The sequence below is a fragment of the Variovorax sp. 3319 genome, assembly GCF_031456585.1.
GTDB lineage: Bacteria > Pseudomonadota > Gammaproteobacteria > Burkholderiales > Burkholderiaceae_C > Variovorax > Variovorax paradoxus_P.
Window position 1 is genome coordinate 245,342 of the sequence record NZ_JAVDUZ010000007.1, and the last position, 16,345, is coordinate 261,686.

Here is a 16,345-nt window from a genome sequence, read left to right on the forward strand (position 1 = left end):
CCATGACTGCCAATACAAAAACCTCTCTCTCGCTGCTCGACGCGGCGCTGGTCAAGCCTGCGCTGTGGGGCGCCTTCGCCAAGCTTGATCCACGCACGCAGTGGCGCAACCCGGTGATGTTCATCGTGTACATCGGGAGCATCCTCACCACGCTGCTCTGGGTGCATTCGCTGAGCTTTCCGGGCGACACCGGCATGAAGCCGGCCTTTGTTCTGGCCATTACGGTGTGGTTGTGGTTCACCGTGCTGTTCGCCAACTTTGCCGAAGCATTGGCCGAGGGCCGCAGCAAGGCGCAGGCTGCCTCGCTGCGCGGCCTTCGCAAAGACACCTGGGCCAAGAAGCTCAAGGAACCCCACCACGGTGCGACGTTCCTCCCGGAGCAGGCGCCCAACCTGCGCAAGGGCGATGTGGTGCTGGTCGAGACCGGCGACGTGATCCCGCTCGACGGCGAAGTCATCGAAGGCGTGGCCTCGGTCGACGAAAGCGCCATCACCGGCGAATCGGCACCCGTGGTGCGCGAATCGGGCGGCGACTTTTCTGCGGTGACCGGCGGTACGCGCGTGCTGTCCGACTGGCTGGTGGTGCGCATCTCGGTGAACCCGGGCGAGTCGTTCCTGGACCGCATGATCGGCATGGTCGAGGCGGCCAAGCGCCACAAGACGCCCAACGAGATCGCACTCACCATCCTGCTGGTTGCGCTCACGCTCGTCTTCCTGATGGTCACGGTCACGCTGCTGCCGTTCTCGGTGTTCAGCGTGGAGGCCGCGGGCGCCGGCACCGTGGTGTCGCTCACTGCATTGGTGGCGCTGTTGGTGTGCCTGATTCCCACCACCATCGGCGGCCTGCTGTCGGCCGTGGGGGTGGCGGGCATGAGCCGCATGATGCAGGCCAACGTCATTGCCACATCGGGCCGCGCCGTGGAAGCAGCCGGCGACGTCGACGTGCTGCTGCTCGACAAGACCGGCACCATCACGCACGGCAACCGCCAGGCCAGTGCTTTCATGCCTGCGCCGGGCGTGCCCAAGGCCCGCCTGGCCCGCGCCGCAATGGTTGCCTCGCTGGCTGACGAAACGCCCGAAGGCCGAAGCATTGTCGAACTGGCACGCCGCGACGGCCTCGAAGCCGCGGCGGTGGAAGGTGCACGCTTCGTTCCGTTCACCGCGCAGACCCGCATGAGCGGTGCCGACCTGCCCGCTGCTCCCAACAGCCTCGATACCGACGTCGTGCTGCTGCGCAAGGGTGCCGTCGATGCGATCCGCCGGCACGTCGAATCGCTGGGCGGCAGCGTGCCGCCCGAGATGCTGCGCGCAGCCGAGGAAACCGCGCGCCGCGGCAGCACGCCGCTGGCCGTGGCCGAGGGCAACCGCGTGCTTGGCGTGGTCGAGCTCAAGGACATCGTCAAGACCGGCATCAAGGAGCGCTTTGCCGAGCTGCGCCGCATGGGCATCAAGACGGTGATGATCACCGGCGACAACAAGCTCACGGCCGCGGCCATTGCGGCCGAGGCGGGCGTGGACGACTTCCTGGCCGAGGCCACGCCGGAGGACAAGCTGGCGCTGATCCGCAAGTACCAGGCCGAAGGCCGGCTGGTCGCGATGACCGGCGACGGCACCAACGACGCGCCCGCGCTTGCGCAAGCCGACGTGGCCGTGGCCATGGGCAGCGGCACGCAGGCCGCCAAGGAGGCCGGCAACATGGTCGACCTGGACTCGAACCCGACCAAGCTGCTCGAGGTGGTCGAAACCGGCAAGGCGCTGCTCATGACGCGCGGCTCGCTCACCACCTTTTCCATTGCGAACGACGTGGCGAAGTATTTCGCGATCATTCCGGCGATCTTTGTCTCGACTTATCCGCAACTGGGCGCGCTCAACGTGATGCGGCTTGCGAGCCCGTCATCGGCCATCCTGTCGGCGGTGGTCTTCAATGCACTGGTCATCGTGTTCCTGATTCCGCTGGCGCTCAAGGGCGTGCGCTACCGGCCTGTGGGCGCCGCCGCGCTGCTGCGCCGCAACCTGGCCATCTACGGCCTGGGCGGGCTGCTCGTTCCCTTCGTCGGCATCAAGCTGATCGACTGGCTGCTCGTGGCCGTCCATCTCGTCTGAGGAGTTCTTCACCATGAACAACAACATCGTTCGTCCCGCCCTCGTGCTCTTCGCGCTGCTGGGCGCGCTCACCGGCCTGGTCTACCCGCTGGCCGTCACCGGCGCCGCGAAGGCGCTGTTTCCGTCGCAGGCCGAGGGCAGCCTGCTCGTGCGAGGGGGCACCACCATCGGGTCCACGCTCATCGGCCAGAATTTCAGCGATCCAAAGCATTTCTGGGGTCGGCCCTCGGCCACGGCGCCGCAGCCCTACAACGCCAGTGCTTCGGGCGGCTCGAACCTCGGCCCGCTCAATCCGGCGCTGGCCGATGCGGTCAAGGCCCGTGTCGAAGCCCTTCGCGCCGCGGACCCGGGCAACACCGCGCCGGTGCCGGTCGATCTGGTCACGGCTTCGGCCAGCGGGCTCGACCCCGACATCAGCCCCGCCGCAGCGCGTTACCAGGCGGCCCGCGTCGCGCGCGTGCGCGGCCTTCCGGTCGAAGAAGTGAATGCGCTGATCGCCAGCCATACGCAGGCGCCGCTCTGGGGCGTTCTGGGCGAAGCACGCGTCAACGTGCTGGCGCTGAACCTTGCGCTCGATGGGCGCGGCCCAATGCGCTAACCTGCGCTGCCTTTCCATGCTCGACACCCGCCCCGACCCCGACGCCCTGCTTGCGCAACTGCGCAACGACGAGGCACGTGCGCTTCGCGGCAAACTGCGCATCTACTTCGGTGCGAGTGCCGGTGTCGGCAAGACCTGGGCGATGCTCAGCGCCGCCCAGCGCGAACGCGCCGCGGGCCGCGACGTGCTCATCGGCGTGGTCGAAACCCATGGCCGCAGCGAAACCGCCGCGCTGCTCGCGGGGCTCGACACCCTGCCGCAGCGCGAACTGGACTACCGCGGCCGCACGCTCGCCGAGTTCGATCTCGACGCGGCGCTGGCGCGCAAGCCCGCCGTGCTGCTGGTCGACGAACTGGCCCACACCAATGCCCCGGGCTCGCGCCACGCCAAGCGCTGGCAGGACGTGCAGGAACTGCTGGCAGCGGGCATCGAGGTGTGGTCGGCCCTCAACGTGCAGCACCTGGAGAGCCTCAACGGCACGGTGGGCGCGATCACCGGCGTGCGCGTGCATGAGACGGTGCCCGACACCGTGCTCGACGAGGCCGACGAGGTCGTGCTGGTCGACGTCACGCCCGACGAGCTGACGGCGCGGCTCGCGGCCGGCAAGGTGTACCTGCCGCGTCATGGGGAGAACGTGGCCGAACGCGCCGCGCAGAATTTCTTTCGCAAGGGCAACCTGATCGCGCTGCGCGAAATTGCGCTGCGCCGCACCGCCGAGCACGTGGAAGACGATGTGCGCGGCTGGCGGGTCGAGCAGTCGGGCGCGGCCGGCCGCAATGGCAAAGACGGAAATGGCGGCGCGCTGCAGGCCTGGAACACATCGGGCGCGATCCTCGCATGCGTGGGCCCGCACGAAAGCGCGGCGCAGACGGTGCGCACCGCGGCGCGGCTTGCGAGCCAGCTGAACGTGCGCTGGCACGCGGCTTATGTCGAGACGCCGCGGCTGCAACGCCTTGCAGCGGATGAGCGCGACCGCATCCTCGCGGTGCTCAAGCTCGCCGAGGAACTGGGTGCGGCCACCGCGGTGCTCACCGGTTCGGACGTGGCCGAGCAACTCTCCGAGCAGGCCCGCAGGCTCAACTGCGCCACGCTCGTGATCGGGCGTTCGGAGCCCGCGGGCGGATGGCGCCGCTGGTGGCCTGCCGCGCCGGTGCCCCTGCCTCGCGCGCTGGCGCAACGCGCGCCCGCGCTCGACATCCTGGAGGTCGGCCGCGTCGACAGCGCACGCCGCCTTGGGCGCACGCCGCTCAACATGCCGCGTGCCGACGAAGGCGATCACGAGAAAGCGCCCATCCATTGGCCCGCCTACGCCTGGGCCGCGGCCACCAGCGTGGCGCTCACGCTGGCCTGCACACCGTTGGCCGGCGTGCTCGAACTCGCGAACATCGTGATGCTGTTCCTGCTGGGCGTGGTCGGCGTGGCAATGCGCTTCGGGCGAGGGCCTTCGGCGCTGGCGGCGCTGCTCAACGTCGCGGCCTTCGACTATTTCTTCGTGCCGCCGCAGCTTTCTTTCGCGGTGAGCGACGTGCAGTACGTGCTGACCTTCGCGATCATGCTGGGCGTCGGGCTGCTGGTGGGGCAGCTCACCGCGGGGCTGCGTTTTGCGGCCGGCGTATCGACCAGCCGCGAACGCCGCGCTCGCTCGCTGTTCGAACTCACGCGCGAGCTCTCAGCGGCGTTGGAGAGCACGCAGGTCGTCACGCTCGGCACTGCCGCCGTGCAGGGCCACTTCGGCGGCCACGCGCTGGTGCTGGTGACGGACTCCGCTGACCAGCTCGTGCTGCCGAAGGAGCCGCCTGAGGGCTTCGATGCGCAGGTGGCCGACTGGGCCTTTCGCCACGGCCAGCCCGCGGGCCTTGCAACGGCGACGCTGGCGGCGCAGCCGTGGCACTACGTGCCGCTGCAGGCGCCGATGCGCGTGCGCGGCGTGCTGGCGCTGTCGCCCGCGCAGCCGCGCTGGCTGCTGATTCCGGAACAGGCGCAGCAGCTCGACACGCTGGCGCGGCAGATCGCGATCGCGCTGGAGCGCGTGCACTATGTAGGGGTGGCGCAGCAAGCCGTGGTCGAGATGGAGTCGGAGCGTTTGCGCAATGCCTTGCTCGGCGCGATCTCGCACGACGTGCGCACGCCGCTCACCGCGTTGATCGCGCTGGCCGAATCGTTGCAGACGCTGCCGCCTGAAGAACACGGCAGCGCGGCGCGTGCCATCGTCGTGCAGGCGCACGAGCTGCATGCACTGGTCAACAACCTGCTGGACATGGCGCGGCTCGAAAGCGGCATTGCTGGCGGTGCGGTGAACCTGCGACGCGACTGGCAGTCCGTGGAGGAGGTCGTGGGATCGTCGATCCGTGCGGCGCGCACCTCGCTGGGCGATGCCGTCGTGCAGACCGCGCTTGACGCCGATCTGCCGCTGGTCGAATTCGATGCGGTGCTGATAGAGCGCGTGCTCGTCAACCTGCTGGAGAACGCCACCAAATACGGCGCCCCGCCCATCGTGGTGGGTGCGCGCGCCGAGCCTGGCACGCTGGTGCTCACGGTGCGCGACCACGGCCCTGGCCTGCCCGCCGCGCTGCTGGGCCGCGAGCAGAAGCTCTTCGACAAGTTCACGCGCGGCGAGGCCGAATCGGCCACGCCCGGCGTCGGGCTGGGCCTTGCGATCTGCCGCGCAGTGGTGAGTGCACATGGCGGCGAGATCACGGCGGCCAATGCGCAGGGCGGCGGTGCAGAATTCACCGTCACCCTGCCGCGCCGGGAGCCACCCGAACCGGCCGAAGCCCAACTCTGAACCCATGCCATCGCCCACCGCCATCGTGATCGAAGACGAGCCGCAGATCCGCCGCTTCGTGCGGGGCGCGCTCGAGGCCGAAGGCTGGCTGGTGCACGAGGCCGGTACGCTGCGCGATGGGCTGGCGGCAGCCGGCACGCGGCAACCCGACCTGCTGGTGCTCGACCTTGGCCTGCCCGACGGCGATGGTGTTTCGCTGATCCGCGATGTGCGCGGCTGGTCGGCGGTGCCGATCATCGTGCTGTCGGCGCGCAGCGACGAGTCCGACAAGATCGCCGCGCTCGATGCGGGCGCCGACGACTACCTGACCAAGCCTTTCGGCACCGGCGAGCTTTTGGCGCGCGTGCGCGCCAACCTGCGCCGTCCGCGTGCCGTTGGAGGCAGCGAAGAACCGGCCGAAGCGGTCTTTCGCTTCGGTGAGATCGAACTGGACCGATCCGCGCGCATCGTGCGCCGCGCCGGGGTTGAGGTGCACCTTACGCCCACCGAATACCGGCTGCTGTCGGTGCTGGTCGCCAACGCCGGGCGCGTGCTTACGCAGCGCCAGCTGCTGCGCGAGGTGTGGGGGCCGTCTCACACGGATCAGAGCCACTACCTGCGCATCTACATGGGGCATCTGCGGCAGAAGCTGGAGGCCGATCCGGCGCAGCCTCGGCATCTGTTGACGGAGACTGCGGTCGGGTATCGGTTGGTGGTTGGCTGAGCAAGAAGGGATCAGGCAGCGACACCCTTGTTCGGATTCAACAGGAACTTCTCCCCCGTCGCCTGCTTGCCATACACCCCGATGGCATCCAATTGCAGCGCCTCGAGCAAAGAGACTTCGCGCGTGTAGCGGCTCGCAAATGTGGTCTTCAATTCGGCGACCACCCGCGCCTTCAAACGCTGCACACCTTCGTCCCCGAGCTTCTGCAAGAACGGAAACAGCAGCCACCCGCCCATGCCCCAGGCCATGCCGAAGTTGCGCACAAACTCCGTCGGCGAACGGTCGAGCCCGCCGTAGATGTAGACCTGCTTGTGCGTGGTCGAGCCGTAGCGGCTGTATTCCTTGGCGGTGCGGTTCAGCGCCGCTTCCATGCACCCGAGGATCTGCCCCGCGAGCTTGCCGCCGCCCGTGGCGTCGAAGGCCAGCGTCGCGCCTGTTTCGACCAGGGCCTGCGTCAGGTCTTCAAGAAAGGTGGGCGAGCTTGCGTTGCACACGTACTTTGCGCCAATGCCGCGCAGCAGTGCCTCCTGTTCGGGCTTGCGCACGATGTTGACCAGGTCGACGCCGTCCTTCTGGCAGATCTTGTTGAGCATCTGCCCCAGGTTGGATGCAGCGGCCGTGTGCACCAGGGCCTCGTGGCCTTCGCGCCGCATCGTCTCGACCATGCCGAGCGACGTGAGCGGGTTCACGAAGCACGATGCGCCTTCGGCCGGCGCGGTGCCTTCGGGCAGTTCCAGGCACTGGGCTGCCGCCACGGCGCGGTACTGCGAATACATGGCGCCCCCGATGGCAGCCACCGTCTTGCCCAGCAGTGCCTGTGCCGCGGCCGACGATCCGGCCTTCACCACCAGGCCCGCGCCTTCGTTGCCGACCGGCATCGATTGATCGAGCCGTCCGGCCATCATGGGCATTCCGCGCTCGGGCACCGTGGCCGTGACGACGGGCCGCTCGGGCGTGCCCGAAACCTTGGCGGTGCTCATGTCGGCCGCGCCGAACAGCAGGCCCAGGTCCGAAGGGTTCATGGGCGACGCCTCGACGCGGATCACCACTTCGTGCGCCTGCGGTTCAGGCACCGGTTCGTCGTGCAGCGAGAGTTCGAGTTCGCCGTTCGCGCGGATGAGGGTGCGCAGTTGCAGTGCCATGAAAACCCCTTGCGACCCTGGTTGAAGGGCCTGTTCGAAGGTGGCCCAGGGCCACGGGGCGGCCAGTATAGGAGCGGCCTGCGAAGTCTGCAGGCGCCTTCAGGACACCATGGGAATTGCCGGCGCGTGGTCCAGCGCGTGGCGCATCCTTGCCGGATCGAACCGGTCGATGTAGCGTGGAATGTTGCGCCACAGCGTGTGGTAGCCATAGCCACCGCGAAACATCTCCTGGCGCGCGCTTTCCTTGTCCCAGCCCTGCACCGCCATGCGGTAGGCCGCCGCGACCACGCCGGTGCGATCGGCGCCGTGCATGCAGTGGATCAGCACCGGGCCTTGTTTCTCCGCATCGCGAATGGCCACCAACGCGCGCAGCACCTTGGCGTCGTCGATCGACCAGGTGTTGATTGGCACGCGCACCAGGCGGATGTCGTGCCCGGCAAACACCTTGCGGTCGTCGTTGAACGAACGCAAGCTGACGATGGTGCGTATGCCCAGGGCCTTCAGCTCCGCCACGTTGGCGATGCGCGGCTGTGCGCTGCGGTACAGCGTGGGCGTGATGCGGTGCAGGTTTTCAACGCCGTGCGTGTCGAGCGGGTCGGCCCAGTGCCCGGGGCGCGGCACGGCGTGGGCCGCGGCGTTGCCGTCGCCGCTTCTGTGCTTCTTGCTTCTTGTGCTCATTTCGCGCGCCGCCAGTGCCGCGTCACCAGGATCAGCAAGGCCACCGCCAGGCCGCCCCAGTAGTCGACCGGTGCGCCCCACACCCAGTGCTTGTGCCAGAACGCGTCGACCGGGTTGAAGCGTCCCCAGCCGAACGCCGGGTTGATGATGAACCACAGGAAGTCTTCGCAGACCCAGAACACGATCAGCCCCGCAACGGCCAGGCCCACGTCCCGCCACGTCCATCGGCCGTTGAAGGCCAGGGGCGCGAAGAACACCAGCACCATGAAGGTGAAGACCCAGGCGTGATAGCCGGTCATCGCGCGGCCGCCCCAGAAAATATCGAGCCAGATGCTGTTCTCGATGCGCCAGGTGGGCAGCGACGTGGCCCAGCCCGCACCGCCTTCGATCTGGATTTCGGCATTCGCAAAAAAGAATGCCATCACCACCACCCAGGCCAGGTAGCCGATGGTGCGGGCCACGCCCGTCTTCTCGGTGGCGCCGCTCATGATGCTTCGCCCAATACACGCTGCAGCACCGTGGCCGCCGCGCGCGGCTTGCCGAGCGCGCGACTGCGCCGGGCCATGTCCGCCAGCTTGGCGGGATCGGCCATGAGCCGCGCCACTTTGTAGTCCAGGCCGATGGCGTCGTAGGCGAGCCAGGCCGCGCCTTCTTCCATCAGAAAGCCGGCGTTGTGCTCTTCCTGCCCCGGAATCGGCGAAATCAGCAGCATGGGCTTGCCGAGCGCCAGGCATTCCGACACCGTGAGCCCGCCCGGCTTGGTCACCACCAGGTTGGCTGCAGCCATGAGCTTGTGCATTTCGTTCGTGAAGCCGATGGGCACCACGCGGCCGGGGTGCCGTGCGGCCACCGCCTGCAGCCTGGTGTGCGCCTCGGCATTGCGGCCCGCCACGGCAATGACCTGGAAGCCGCTGTCGCCACCGAGCGAAAGCACGCGTTCGACCATGCTCGGCAGGTCTCCGACGCCCGCGCCGCCCGAGGCCATCAGCAGCACGGGACGCGCGGGGTCGAGGCCGAGCGCGGTGGCGCAAGCGTCGCGCGCGAGGGCCGGTGCATCGGGCTCGGAGAAAGCGGGCATCACCGGAATGCCGGTCACGTGGATGCGATCGGCGGGAATGCCGCGTGCCCGCAGCCTGAAGGCCACTTCTTCCGTCGCGGCCAGGTAGCCCGCCATGCCCGGCACCAGCCACATGTTGTGCAGGTCGTAGTCGGTGATCTGCAGCCACACCGGAAAGTCGATGCGGCCGCGGTTGCGCTCGCGCATCAGCAGCTCGGCCGGCAGGAAGTGCGTGCAGATCACGGCGTCGGGCTTTTCGCGGCAGATCTCGCGCACCAGGGCGCCGGTGCTGAGCCGCTCGATGCCGCGGCGCAGCCGCTGCGAGGGCGCGTGGTGCGGCGTGGCGTCGGCGCGCTGGTGCAGGTAAGACCACAGCTCCGGCGCGCGGTTCACGAGCTGGATGTACCAGTCGGTGTACACCTTCCGAAAACCGCCGGCCACGTGGGCCATGGCATCGATGTGGACCGCCGTGTGCGGCGGGGCCGATTGCATGGCGGCTTCAAGGGCTTGCGCTGCGCGCACATGGCCGTTGCCGGCGCTCACACTGAGGATCAGGATTTTTGTCATTCGGGTCCGGGGCCGTCGGCTGGCCATTGGCGCGCATTATCCCCATGCAATGCGACACATCCCGCCGACACCGACCATGGGCGAAAATGCGGGCATGACTGACGCTCCCGCCGCACCTGTACGCCTCAACAAACGCATGGCCGAGCTGGGCCTCTGCTCGCGCCGCGAGGCCGACGAGTGGATCGGCAACGGCTGGGTGAAGGTGAACGGCAAGCCGGCCGAAATGGGCGTGAAGGTCACGCCGGCCGACCGCATCGAGGTGGACAAGGCCGCCAAGGGGCAGCAGGCGAACCAGGTCACCATTCTCATCAACAAGCCCATCGGCTACGTGAGCGGCCAGGCCGAGGACGGCCACGAGCCCGCGGTCACGCTTTTTACGCCGCAGAACCGCTGGGCCGAAGACAACGCGCGCTTCTTCTTCAGCCCCCAGCAGTTGCGCGGCCTTGCGCCGTGCGGCCGGCTCGATATCGACTCGATCGGCCTGTTGGTGATGACGCAGGACGGGCGCATTGCGCGCCAGCTGATCGGCGAAGACTCGGTGATGGAAAAAGAATACCTGGTGCGCGTGGCCTACCACGGCCTGGGCCAGCCCGCGCCCACCGGGCAGCTGGTGCGCATGGACGACGACGACCCGGTCACAACCAATGTGCAGGCGGTTTTTCCGCCCGCCATGCTTGCCAGGCTGCGCCACGGCCTGAGCCTCGACGGCCAGCCGCTCAAGCCCGCTCGCGTCGAATGGCAGAACCCCGAGCAGTTGCGCTTTGTGCTCACCGAGGGAAAGAAGCGCCAGATTCGCCGCATGTGCGAGCTGGTCGGCCTGAAAGTGGTGGGCCTCAAGCGCGTGCGCATCGGCAAGGTGATGCTTGGCAACCTGCCCGTGGGGCAGTGGCGCTACCTCGGTCCGCACGAGAAGTTCTGAGTTCCTGCCGATGGCCGTGGTGCTGAGCCGGCGCGCGCTGAACCGGGCCACGCTGGCTCGGCAGATGCTGCTGCAGCGGCGCAAGGCGACGGCGTTGCAAGCCATCGAAAAGCTCGCGGGGCTGCAGGCGCAAGCGCCCAACCCGCCTTACATCGGCCTGTGGAGCCGGATCGAAGGCTTCAGGCGCGAACAGCTGACCGAGGCCCTGAAGAAGCGGCGCGTCGTGCGCATGTCCACGATGCGCGCGACCTTGCACCTGATGGCCGCATCGGATGCGCTGGCCTGGCGGCCTCTGCTCGAACCCGTGCATCAGCGCGGCCTTGCGGGCGAGCACTCGCGGGCCCTCGAAGGCATCGACCGGGCGGCGGTGGTGAAGGCGGGGCGGGCATTGCTGCGTGAAGGCCCGCTTACCAGTGCCGAACTCGGGCAGGCGCTCGCCTTGCGATGGAAGGACCGCGCGCCCGCTTCGCTCGCTGCGCTCATCCGCAACAACGTGCCGCTGGTGCACCTGCCGCCCGCAGGCAGCTGGAACTCGCACCAGAGCGCACAGCTGCAACCCATTGCACAGTGGCTCGGCGAATCCGCCGCCGGCGTGGCGCCCGCCACCCAGGACGAACTGCTGCTGCGCTACCTGGCCGCTTTCGGCCCCGCCACCCTTGCCGATGCGGGTGCGTGGTCGGGCCTTACGGGGTGGAAGGCCGTGGCCGAGCGCCTGCAGCCCCAACTGCGCGTGTTTGCCGGCGATGAGGGGCAGGAGCTCTTCGACCTGCCGCGCGCGCCGCGGCCAGACCCCGACACGCCCGCACCGCCGCGCCTTGTCGCCGAATGGGACAACCTGCTGCTCTCGCATGCCGATCGCAGCCGCGTGATGAGCGACGAGCACCGCGCCCGGGTGTTCACCCTCAACGGCATCGTGCGCGGCACGGTGCTTCTCGACGGTTTCGTCGCAGGCGTCTGGAAGATCGAGCGCGCGAAGAACACGGCCACGGTGCTCCTGGAGCCCTTCACGCGATGGTCCGGGTCCGACCGCATCGGCGTGCAGGAAGAGGCCATGCGGCTGCTTGCGTTTGCAGCGGACGGCGAAGGCGAGCGGCACGAGGTTCGCGTGCTGTGAATCTTTACCCGCGCAGCGTTGACAGCTCCTAAGCCTCGCCTAAGACTCCGCGCCTAGGCTGCGCCACGGCGCAAGGCACTGCCGGTCATCCCGATCGCGTGCTGCCTTGCCGCCCAGGGAGTCGACGCGATGCGTGTGCTGCTGGTGGAAGACGACGAGATGATCGGGCGCAGCCTGAAGCAGGCGCTCGAGGGCGCGGGCTGGTCGGCCGACTGGGTGCGCGATGGCGAGCTGGCGCAAAGCGCGCTGGGCGACGGCGGCTACACCTGCGTGCTGCTCGACCTGGGCCTGCCCCGCCAGGACGGCACAGAGGTGCTCCGGCGCGCACGCGAACGCGGCGACGCCACGCCGGTGCTGGTTCTCACCGCGCGCGACGGCCTCGACGACCGCATTCACAGCCTGGACCTTGGCGCGGACGACTACCTGCGCAAGCCGTTCGAGTTTCGCGAGCTGCTCGCGCGCATGCGGGCCGTGGTGCGCCGGCGCGACGGCGCTGCGCATTCGTTGATCGGCGGCAATGCGATGCAGCTTGACCTGACCACCCGCGAGGTGGTGATCCACGGCGAGCGCGAGGCGCTGACGGCAAGGGAATTTGCGCTGCTGCATGCATTGCTGGAACGGCCCGGTGCCATTCTTTCGCGCGAACAGCTGGAGAACCGCATCTACGGCTGGGGCGAAGAGGTGACGAGCAACGCCATCGACGTGCTGATCCACGGCATGCGCCGCAAGCTCGGCGCGGAATCGATCCGCAACGTGCGCGGGTTGGGATGGCGCGTCGTTGCATGAGCGCCGCGCCGGGCCGCCCCAAGCAAGCTCGCACCGCAGTGCGAAGCACGGAGGTTTGCTGGTGATGGTTTCCGCGCCGGGCCGCCCCAAGCAAGCTCGCACCGCAGTGCGAAGCACGGAGGTTTGCTGGTGATGGTTTCCGCGAGCGGCCGCTGGTGGCGCCCGCGCTCGCTGCGCTCGCAGCTGCTGTTCTGGCTGGTTACTCTGCACCTGGTGGCTGCGGCGCTCACGGCGTGGTTTACCTTCGTTGCGTACGGCGACCTGGTGCACAACGCGCTCGACGAGCAGATGCGGCTCGTGGCCGATTCCCACGCGGGCACCGATCCGCCCCGCGCGCCGCGCCCGGTCGAAGGCGAGGCCGCATTCGAGCGCGGCGCCTTCGTGGTGCAGGTGTGGAGCGCCGATGGCCGCACGTTGCTGGCGAGTTCGTGGCCGCCGCTGGCCTCGGTGCCTCTTCAGCCAAAGCCTGGCTTCAGCGATGCGAGCACGGGCGCTCACACGCACTCGCGTTGGCGCGTGTTCACCGCCGAACCCGGTCCGCATGCCGACCAGCCGCGCGTGCAGGTCTTGCAGAACGAAGACTACCGCCGGCGCCGTGCGCTGCGGCGCGCGCTGCTCGAGGGCCTGCCCATCGCGCTGCTGCTGCCGCTGGCCCTGCTCATCCTCTGGCTCATCGTGTCGGCGGCCTCACGGTCGCTCCGGGCCGTGGCGCGCGACGTGGCCTCGCAGGACGAGCGCAGCCTCACCGATCTTTCACTGGCGCGCGTGCCCGACGAGATTGCACCGCTGGTGCAGGCCTTCAACCACCTGCTCTCGCGCGTGCGCAATGCCTTTGCCACGCAGCGCCGCTTTGTGCAGGACGCAGCCCACGAGCTGCGCACGCCCATGGCCGCGATTGGCTTGCAGGTCGAGAACCTGCGCGCGCACGTGCCCGCCGGCGAGGCTACCGAGCGCTTCAACCAGCTTGAAGCCGGCGTCACGCGAGCGCAGCACCTGATCGAACAACTGCTGAGCCTCTCGCGCCACGACGCGCCGGGCCGCCCCACGCCAGGCGAGGCGGTCGACATCGAGACACTGCTGCGCGAAAGCGTGAGCCAGCTGATGGTGCTTGCCGACGCGCGGCGTGTGGACATCGGCTTCGAGGGATCGATTGCGCCCGTGGTGCATGCGCCGGCCGCCGAGCTGCGCAGCGTGTTCGACAACCTGATCGACAACGCGCTGCGCTATGCGCCGGAAGGCGGCGTGGTCGACGTGCGGCTGCACGAAGCCGACGGTCATGCGGTGGTCGATGTGCTGGACAACGGGCCAGGCATTCCCGCGCCGTCGATCGGCCGCGTGTTCGACCGGTTCTTTCGCGTGCCGGGCGCGCCGGCCGGGGGCAGCGGGCTTGGCCTTGCCATTGCGCGCACAGCAGCCGAGCGGCACGGCTTGCGCATCGAGTTGCGCAATCGGGCTGAAACAGAGGGCGAAAAGGGAGCTTCCGGGCTGATGGCGCGGGTGCATCTTCCGCCGTTGCCGTCGACACTCATCCCGGGCTAATTCATCGCTCACAGCCAACTCAGTCCGGCTGCCTAGAGTGCACGCAGGCCCTGCCACGCGCAGTTCGCGCGATGGCAGGCGGCCGGAGACAACGCCATTCAGGAGCACACACCATGCGCACTTCCTTCAAGCTTCTTGCCCTTGGTTCCTTTGCCGCATTTGCAGCGATGGGTGCCGTCAATGCGTCGGCCGAAACGACCGACGGCTCGGACTACCATCCGTTGCAGATGAATTCGCCCGAGAACCCCGACGTGCAGGCGGGTGCGATGGCTGCCGCACGGCCCAGCGGCACCGAGTCCATTGGCCAGTCGACCAGCGCGCCGGCAATGAATTCGACAATTTCAGTGTCCGATGTGGAGGCCGGCGCGTACGCGGCCTCGCATGCGACCGGAACCGAATCGATCGGGCAATCGACGTCGCTGCCGCTCGTGAAGTCGGCGAGCGGCAGCTGACCGAGGGTCAGTCGTCGTTGTTGTTGCTGAGGAGAGCGCGGTAGATCACCGCGCCGATGATCGCGCCCACGATGGGTGCAAGCCAGAACAGCCACAGCTCCGACATTGCATACGACGGGCCGAACACCGCCGGGCCGGTGCTGCGCGCCGGATTCACCGAGGTGTTGGTCACGGGAATGGAGATCAGGTGAATCAGCGTGAGGCACAGGCCAATGGCCAGGCCCGCAAAGCCGCCGGCCGCGCGCTTGGCGGTGGAGCCGAGAATCACGATCAGGAACACGGCGGTCATTACCACTTCGCAGATCAGCGCTGCGGTCATGCCGTACTTGCCGGGCGAGTGCTCGCCGAAGCCGTTGGTCGCAAAGCCGCCGATGTCGGCGCCGGGCTTGCCGGTGGCAATCAGGTAGAGCACGCCGCCGGCTGCAATGGCGCCCAGCACTTGCGAGACGATGTAGCCCGCAAGTTGCGAAACCTTGAAGCGGCCGGCGGCTGCGAGGCCGATCGACACCGCGGGGTTGAAGTGGCCGCCGGAGATGGGGCCGAGCGCGTAAGCGCCGGTGACCACCGTGAGGCCGAACGCCAGCGAGACGCCCAGAAAACCGATGCCAAGGCCCGGAAAGGCTGCAGCAAGAACAGCGCTACCGCAGCCGCCAAGCGTGAGCCAAAAAGTACCTATGAACTCGGCCGACCACTTTTTGTAGGTGCTATGTTCCATGTCGTTCCATCCTGAAGTTGAGAAAAAAGTGCGTGGCCCAGCCAAGACGCGGCCGGATTCTAGGAATGGAAATCACATGGGCGGCGCAGGTTGTTTGCGCCTAGCGGAACCTGTTCACAAATCGGCGATCTTTCGTTCCTCACAGGCGCGATGCGCGTGAAATATTGAAGCCGGTCAGAGCGTGACAACGATCTTTCCGAAGGCGCCGCGCGCCAGGTGGCCAAGGGCATCCGGCACTGCGTCGAAGTCGTAGCGCGCGGCAATCACGGGCTTGAGCGCGTTCACATCGACGGCACGCACCAGTTCTTCGAGCGCACGCCGATGGCCCACGCCAATGCCCTGCACCGTGACGCGGCCGAGCACCATGGCATAGAACGAAGCGCTCAGCGTCTCGCCGCCGAGCATGCCGATGATCGACACGCGCGCGCCTTGCGCAGCCGCCTGCAGCGAGCGGTCGAGGTTCGGCCCGCTGGAGAGTTCGAGCACGTGGTCGGCACCGCGGCCTTCGGTAAGGCGGCGCACTTCGGCGGGCCAGTCGCTGTCGCGCATCAACACGTGGGTGGCGCCCAACGCGAGTGCCTGTGCGCGCTTGTCTTCGCTGCCCGAGACCACGATGGTGCGCGCGCCATGCAGACGCGCAAGCTGCAAGCCGAACAGCGCCACGCCGCCGGTGCCGTGGATCAGTACGGTCTGCCCCGGCCGCAGCGCGCCTGTTTCGGCGAGCGCAAACCATGCCGTGAGACCGGCGCACGGCAGCGTGCTCGCTTCGGCGAAATCCAGCGTGGCGGGCGCAGCCACGGCCCATGCCGCATCGAGCAGCACATGCGAGGCCAGCATGCCCGGACCGGGCCCGCCGGCCAGTACCGTATCGGCGTGCCACCGGCCGTCGATCCAGCCGCCCCAGAAGGTGTTGACGACGCGATCGCCAACGGCAAACCGGCGCACATCGGCGCCCGCGGCCACCACGGTGCCGGCCATGTCGGAGCCCGGCGTAAAGGGCATGTCGAACTTCATGCCCATGCCGTCCTTAACCATCAACAGGTCGCGGTAGTTGAGCGACACCGCACCGACTTGCACGAGGATCTGGCCAGGCCCAGGGGTGGGCAGCGGCCGTTCGACCTGCTCGAGATGCACGGTGCCAAAAGAAGCGAGTTGCCAGCGGCGAAGCGTCTGGGATTCCTGCATGAA

The 16,345-nt window shown here is 68.2% G+C and carries 15 protein-coding genes; 9 read left to right on the plus strand and 6 right to left on the minus strand.

Going from position 1 to position 16,345, the window contains the following annotated elements; all coding sequences use genetic code 11:
- Window positions 1-2 precede the first annotated feature (2 nt).
- The 4 genes from kdpB to kdpE are packed head-to-tail and all read left to right on the plus strand — an operon-like array spanning window position 3 to window position 6,188.
- Window positions 3-2,102, plus strand: coding sequence for a potassium-transporting ATPase subunit KdpB (gene kdpB / locus J2X67_RS16225; protein WP_309954301.1), 2,100 nt, complete (start codon window positions 3-5; stop codon window positions 2,100-2,102).
- Window positions 2,103-2,115: 13 nt separating this feature from the next.
- Window positions 2,116-2,700 carry a potassium-transporting ATPase subunit KdpC gene (kdpC, locus tag J2X67_RS16230; RefSeq protein WP_309954302.1) on the plus strand — a complete coding sequence of 195 codons (585 nt, stop codon included), beginning with the start codon at window positions 2,116-2,118 and terminating at the stop codon, window positions 2,698-2,700.
- 16 nt (window positions 2,701-2,716) lie between these two features.
- Entirely contained in the window at window positions 2,717-5,485 is a 2,769-nt protein-coding gene (locus J2X67_RS16235) for a DUF4118 domain-containing protein (RefSeq protein WP_309954303.1), read from the plus strand.
- Between the two features lie 4 nt (window positions 5,486-5,489).
- Window positions 5,490-6,188 (plus strand): two-component system response regulator KdpE, encoded by a 699-nt coding sequence (kdpE, locus tag J2X67_RS16240; RefSeq protein ID WP_309954304.1) that lies wholly within the window; start codon window positions 5,490-5,492, stop codon window positions 6,186-6,188.
- Window positions 6,189-6,199: 11 nt separating this feature from the next.
- Here the strand turns inward: kdpE and J2X67_RS16245 are convergent, their stop codons facing one another.
- The 4 genes from J2X67_RS16245 to J2X67_RS16260 form a co-directional block, all read right to left on the minus strand.
- On the minus strand, window positions 6,200-7,330 hold the full coding sequence (locus J2X67_RS16245; protein WP_309954305.1) for a zinc-binding dehydrogenase: 1,131 nt from the start codon (window positions 7,328-7,330) through the stop codon (window positions 6,200-6,202).
- Between the two features lie 99 nt (window positions 7,331-7,429).
- Complete coding sequence (locus J2X67_RS16250; RefSeq protein WP_309954306.1) at window positions 7,430-8,008, minus strand: tyrosine-protein phosphatase; 579 nt, start codon at window positions 8,006-8,008, stop codon at window positions 7,430-7,432.
- A complete protein-coding gene (locus tag J2X67_RS16255) occupies window positions 8,005-8,496 on the minus strand; it encodes a hypothetical protein (protein WP_309954307.1) in 492 nt (163 codons plus the stop codon). Before J2X67_RS16255 ends, J2X67_RS16250 begins: the two co-directional genes overlap by 4 nt.
- Complete coding sequence (locus tag J2X67_RS16260; RefSeq protein WP_309954308.1) at window positions 8,493-9,632, minus strand: MGDG synthase family glycosyltransferase; 1,140 nt, start codon at window positions 9,630-9,632, stop codon at window positions 8,493-8,495. The genes J2X67_RS16255 and J2X67_RS16260 overlap by 4 nt, the downstream gene beginning before the upstream one ends.
- 94 nt (window positions 9,633-9,726) lie before the next feature.
- On the opposite strand from J2X67_RS16260, the gene J2X67_RS16265 reads away from it, so the two are divergent.
- From J2X67_RS16265 to J2X67_RS16285, 5 genes are all read left to right on the plus strand, one after another.
- On the plus strand, window positions 9,727-10,551 hold the full coding sequence (locus tag J2X67_RS16265) for a pseudouridine synthase (RefSeq protein ID WP_309954309.1): 825 nt from the start codon (window positions 9,727-9,729) through the stop codon (window positions 10,549-10,551).
- A 10-nt stretch (window positions 10,552-10,561) separates the two neighbouring features.
- Complete coding sequence (locus tag J2X67_RS16270) at window positions 10,562-11,665, plus strand: winged helix DNA-binding domain-containing protein (protein WP_309954310.1); 1,104 nt, start codon at window positions 10,562-10,564, stop codon at window positions 11,663-11,665.
- 129 nt (window positions 11,666-11,794) lie between these two features.
- Entirely contained in the window at window positions 11,795-12,451 is a 657-nt protein-coding gene (locus J2X67_RS16275) for a response regulator transcription factor (protein ID WP_281147028.1), read from the plus strand.
- Window positions 12,452-12,583: 132 nt separating this feature from the next.
- Window positions 12,584-13,990 (plus strand): ATP-binding protein, encoded by a 1,407-nt coding sequence (locus tag J2X67_RS16280; protein ID WP_309954446.1) that lies wholly within the window; start codon window positions 12,584-12,586, stop codon window positions 13,988-13,990.
- 113 nt (window positions 13,991-14,103) lie between these two features.
- Window positions 14,104-14,442: a hypothetical protein gene (locus J2X67_RS16285; RefSeq protein WP_309954313.1), complete on the plus strand. Its 339-nt coding sequence runs from the start codon at window positions 14,104-14,106 to the stop codon at window positions 14,440-14,442.
- A gap of 7 nt (window positions 14,443-14,449) precedes the next feature.
- Here J2X67_RS16285 and aqpZ read toward each other — a convergent pair whose 3' ends face one another.
- Both aqpZ and J2X67_RS16295 read right to left on the minus strand, forming a co-directional pair.
- Window positions 14,450-15,157 carry an aquaporin Z gene (gene aqpZ / locus J2X67_RS16290; RefSeq protein WP_309954316.1) on the minus strand — a complete coding sequence of 236 codons (708 nt, stop codon included), beginning with the start codon at window positions 15,155-15,157 and terminating at the stop codon, window positions 14,450-14,452.
- Between the two features lie 174 nt (window positions 15,158-15,331).
- A complete protein-coding gene (locus J2X67_RS16295; RefSeq protein ID WP_309954318.1) occupies window positions 15,332-16,342 on the minus strand; it encodes an NAD(P)-dependent alcohol dehydrogenase in 1,011 nt (336 codons plus the stop codon).
- Window positions 16,343-16,345: the final 3 nt, after the last annotated feature.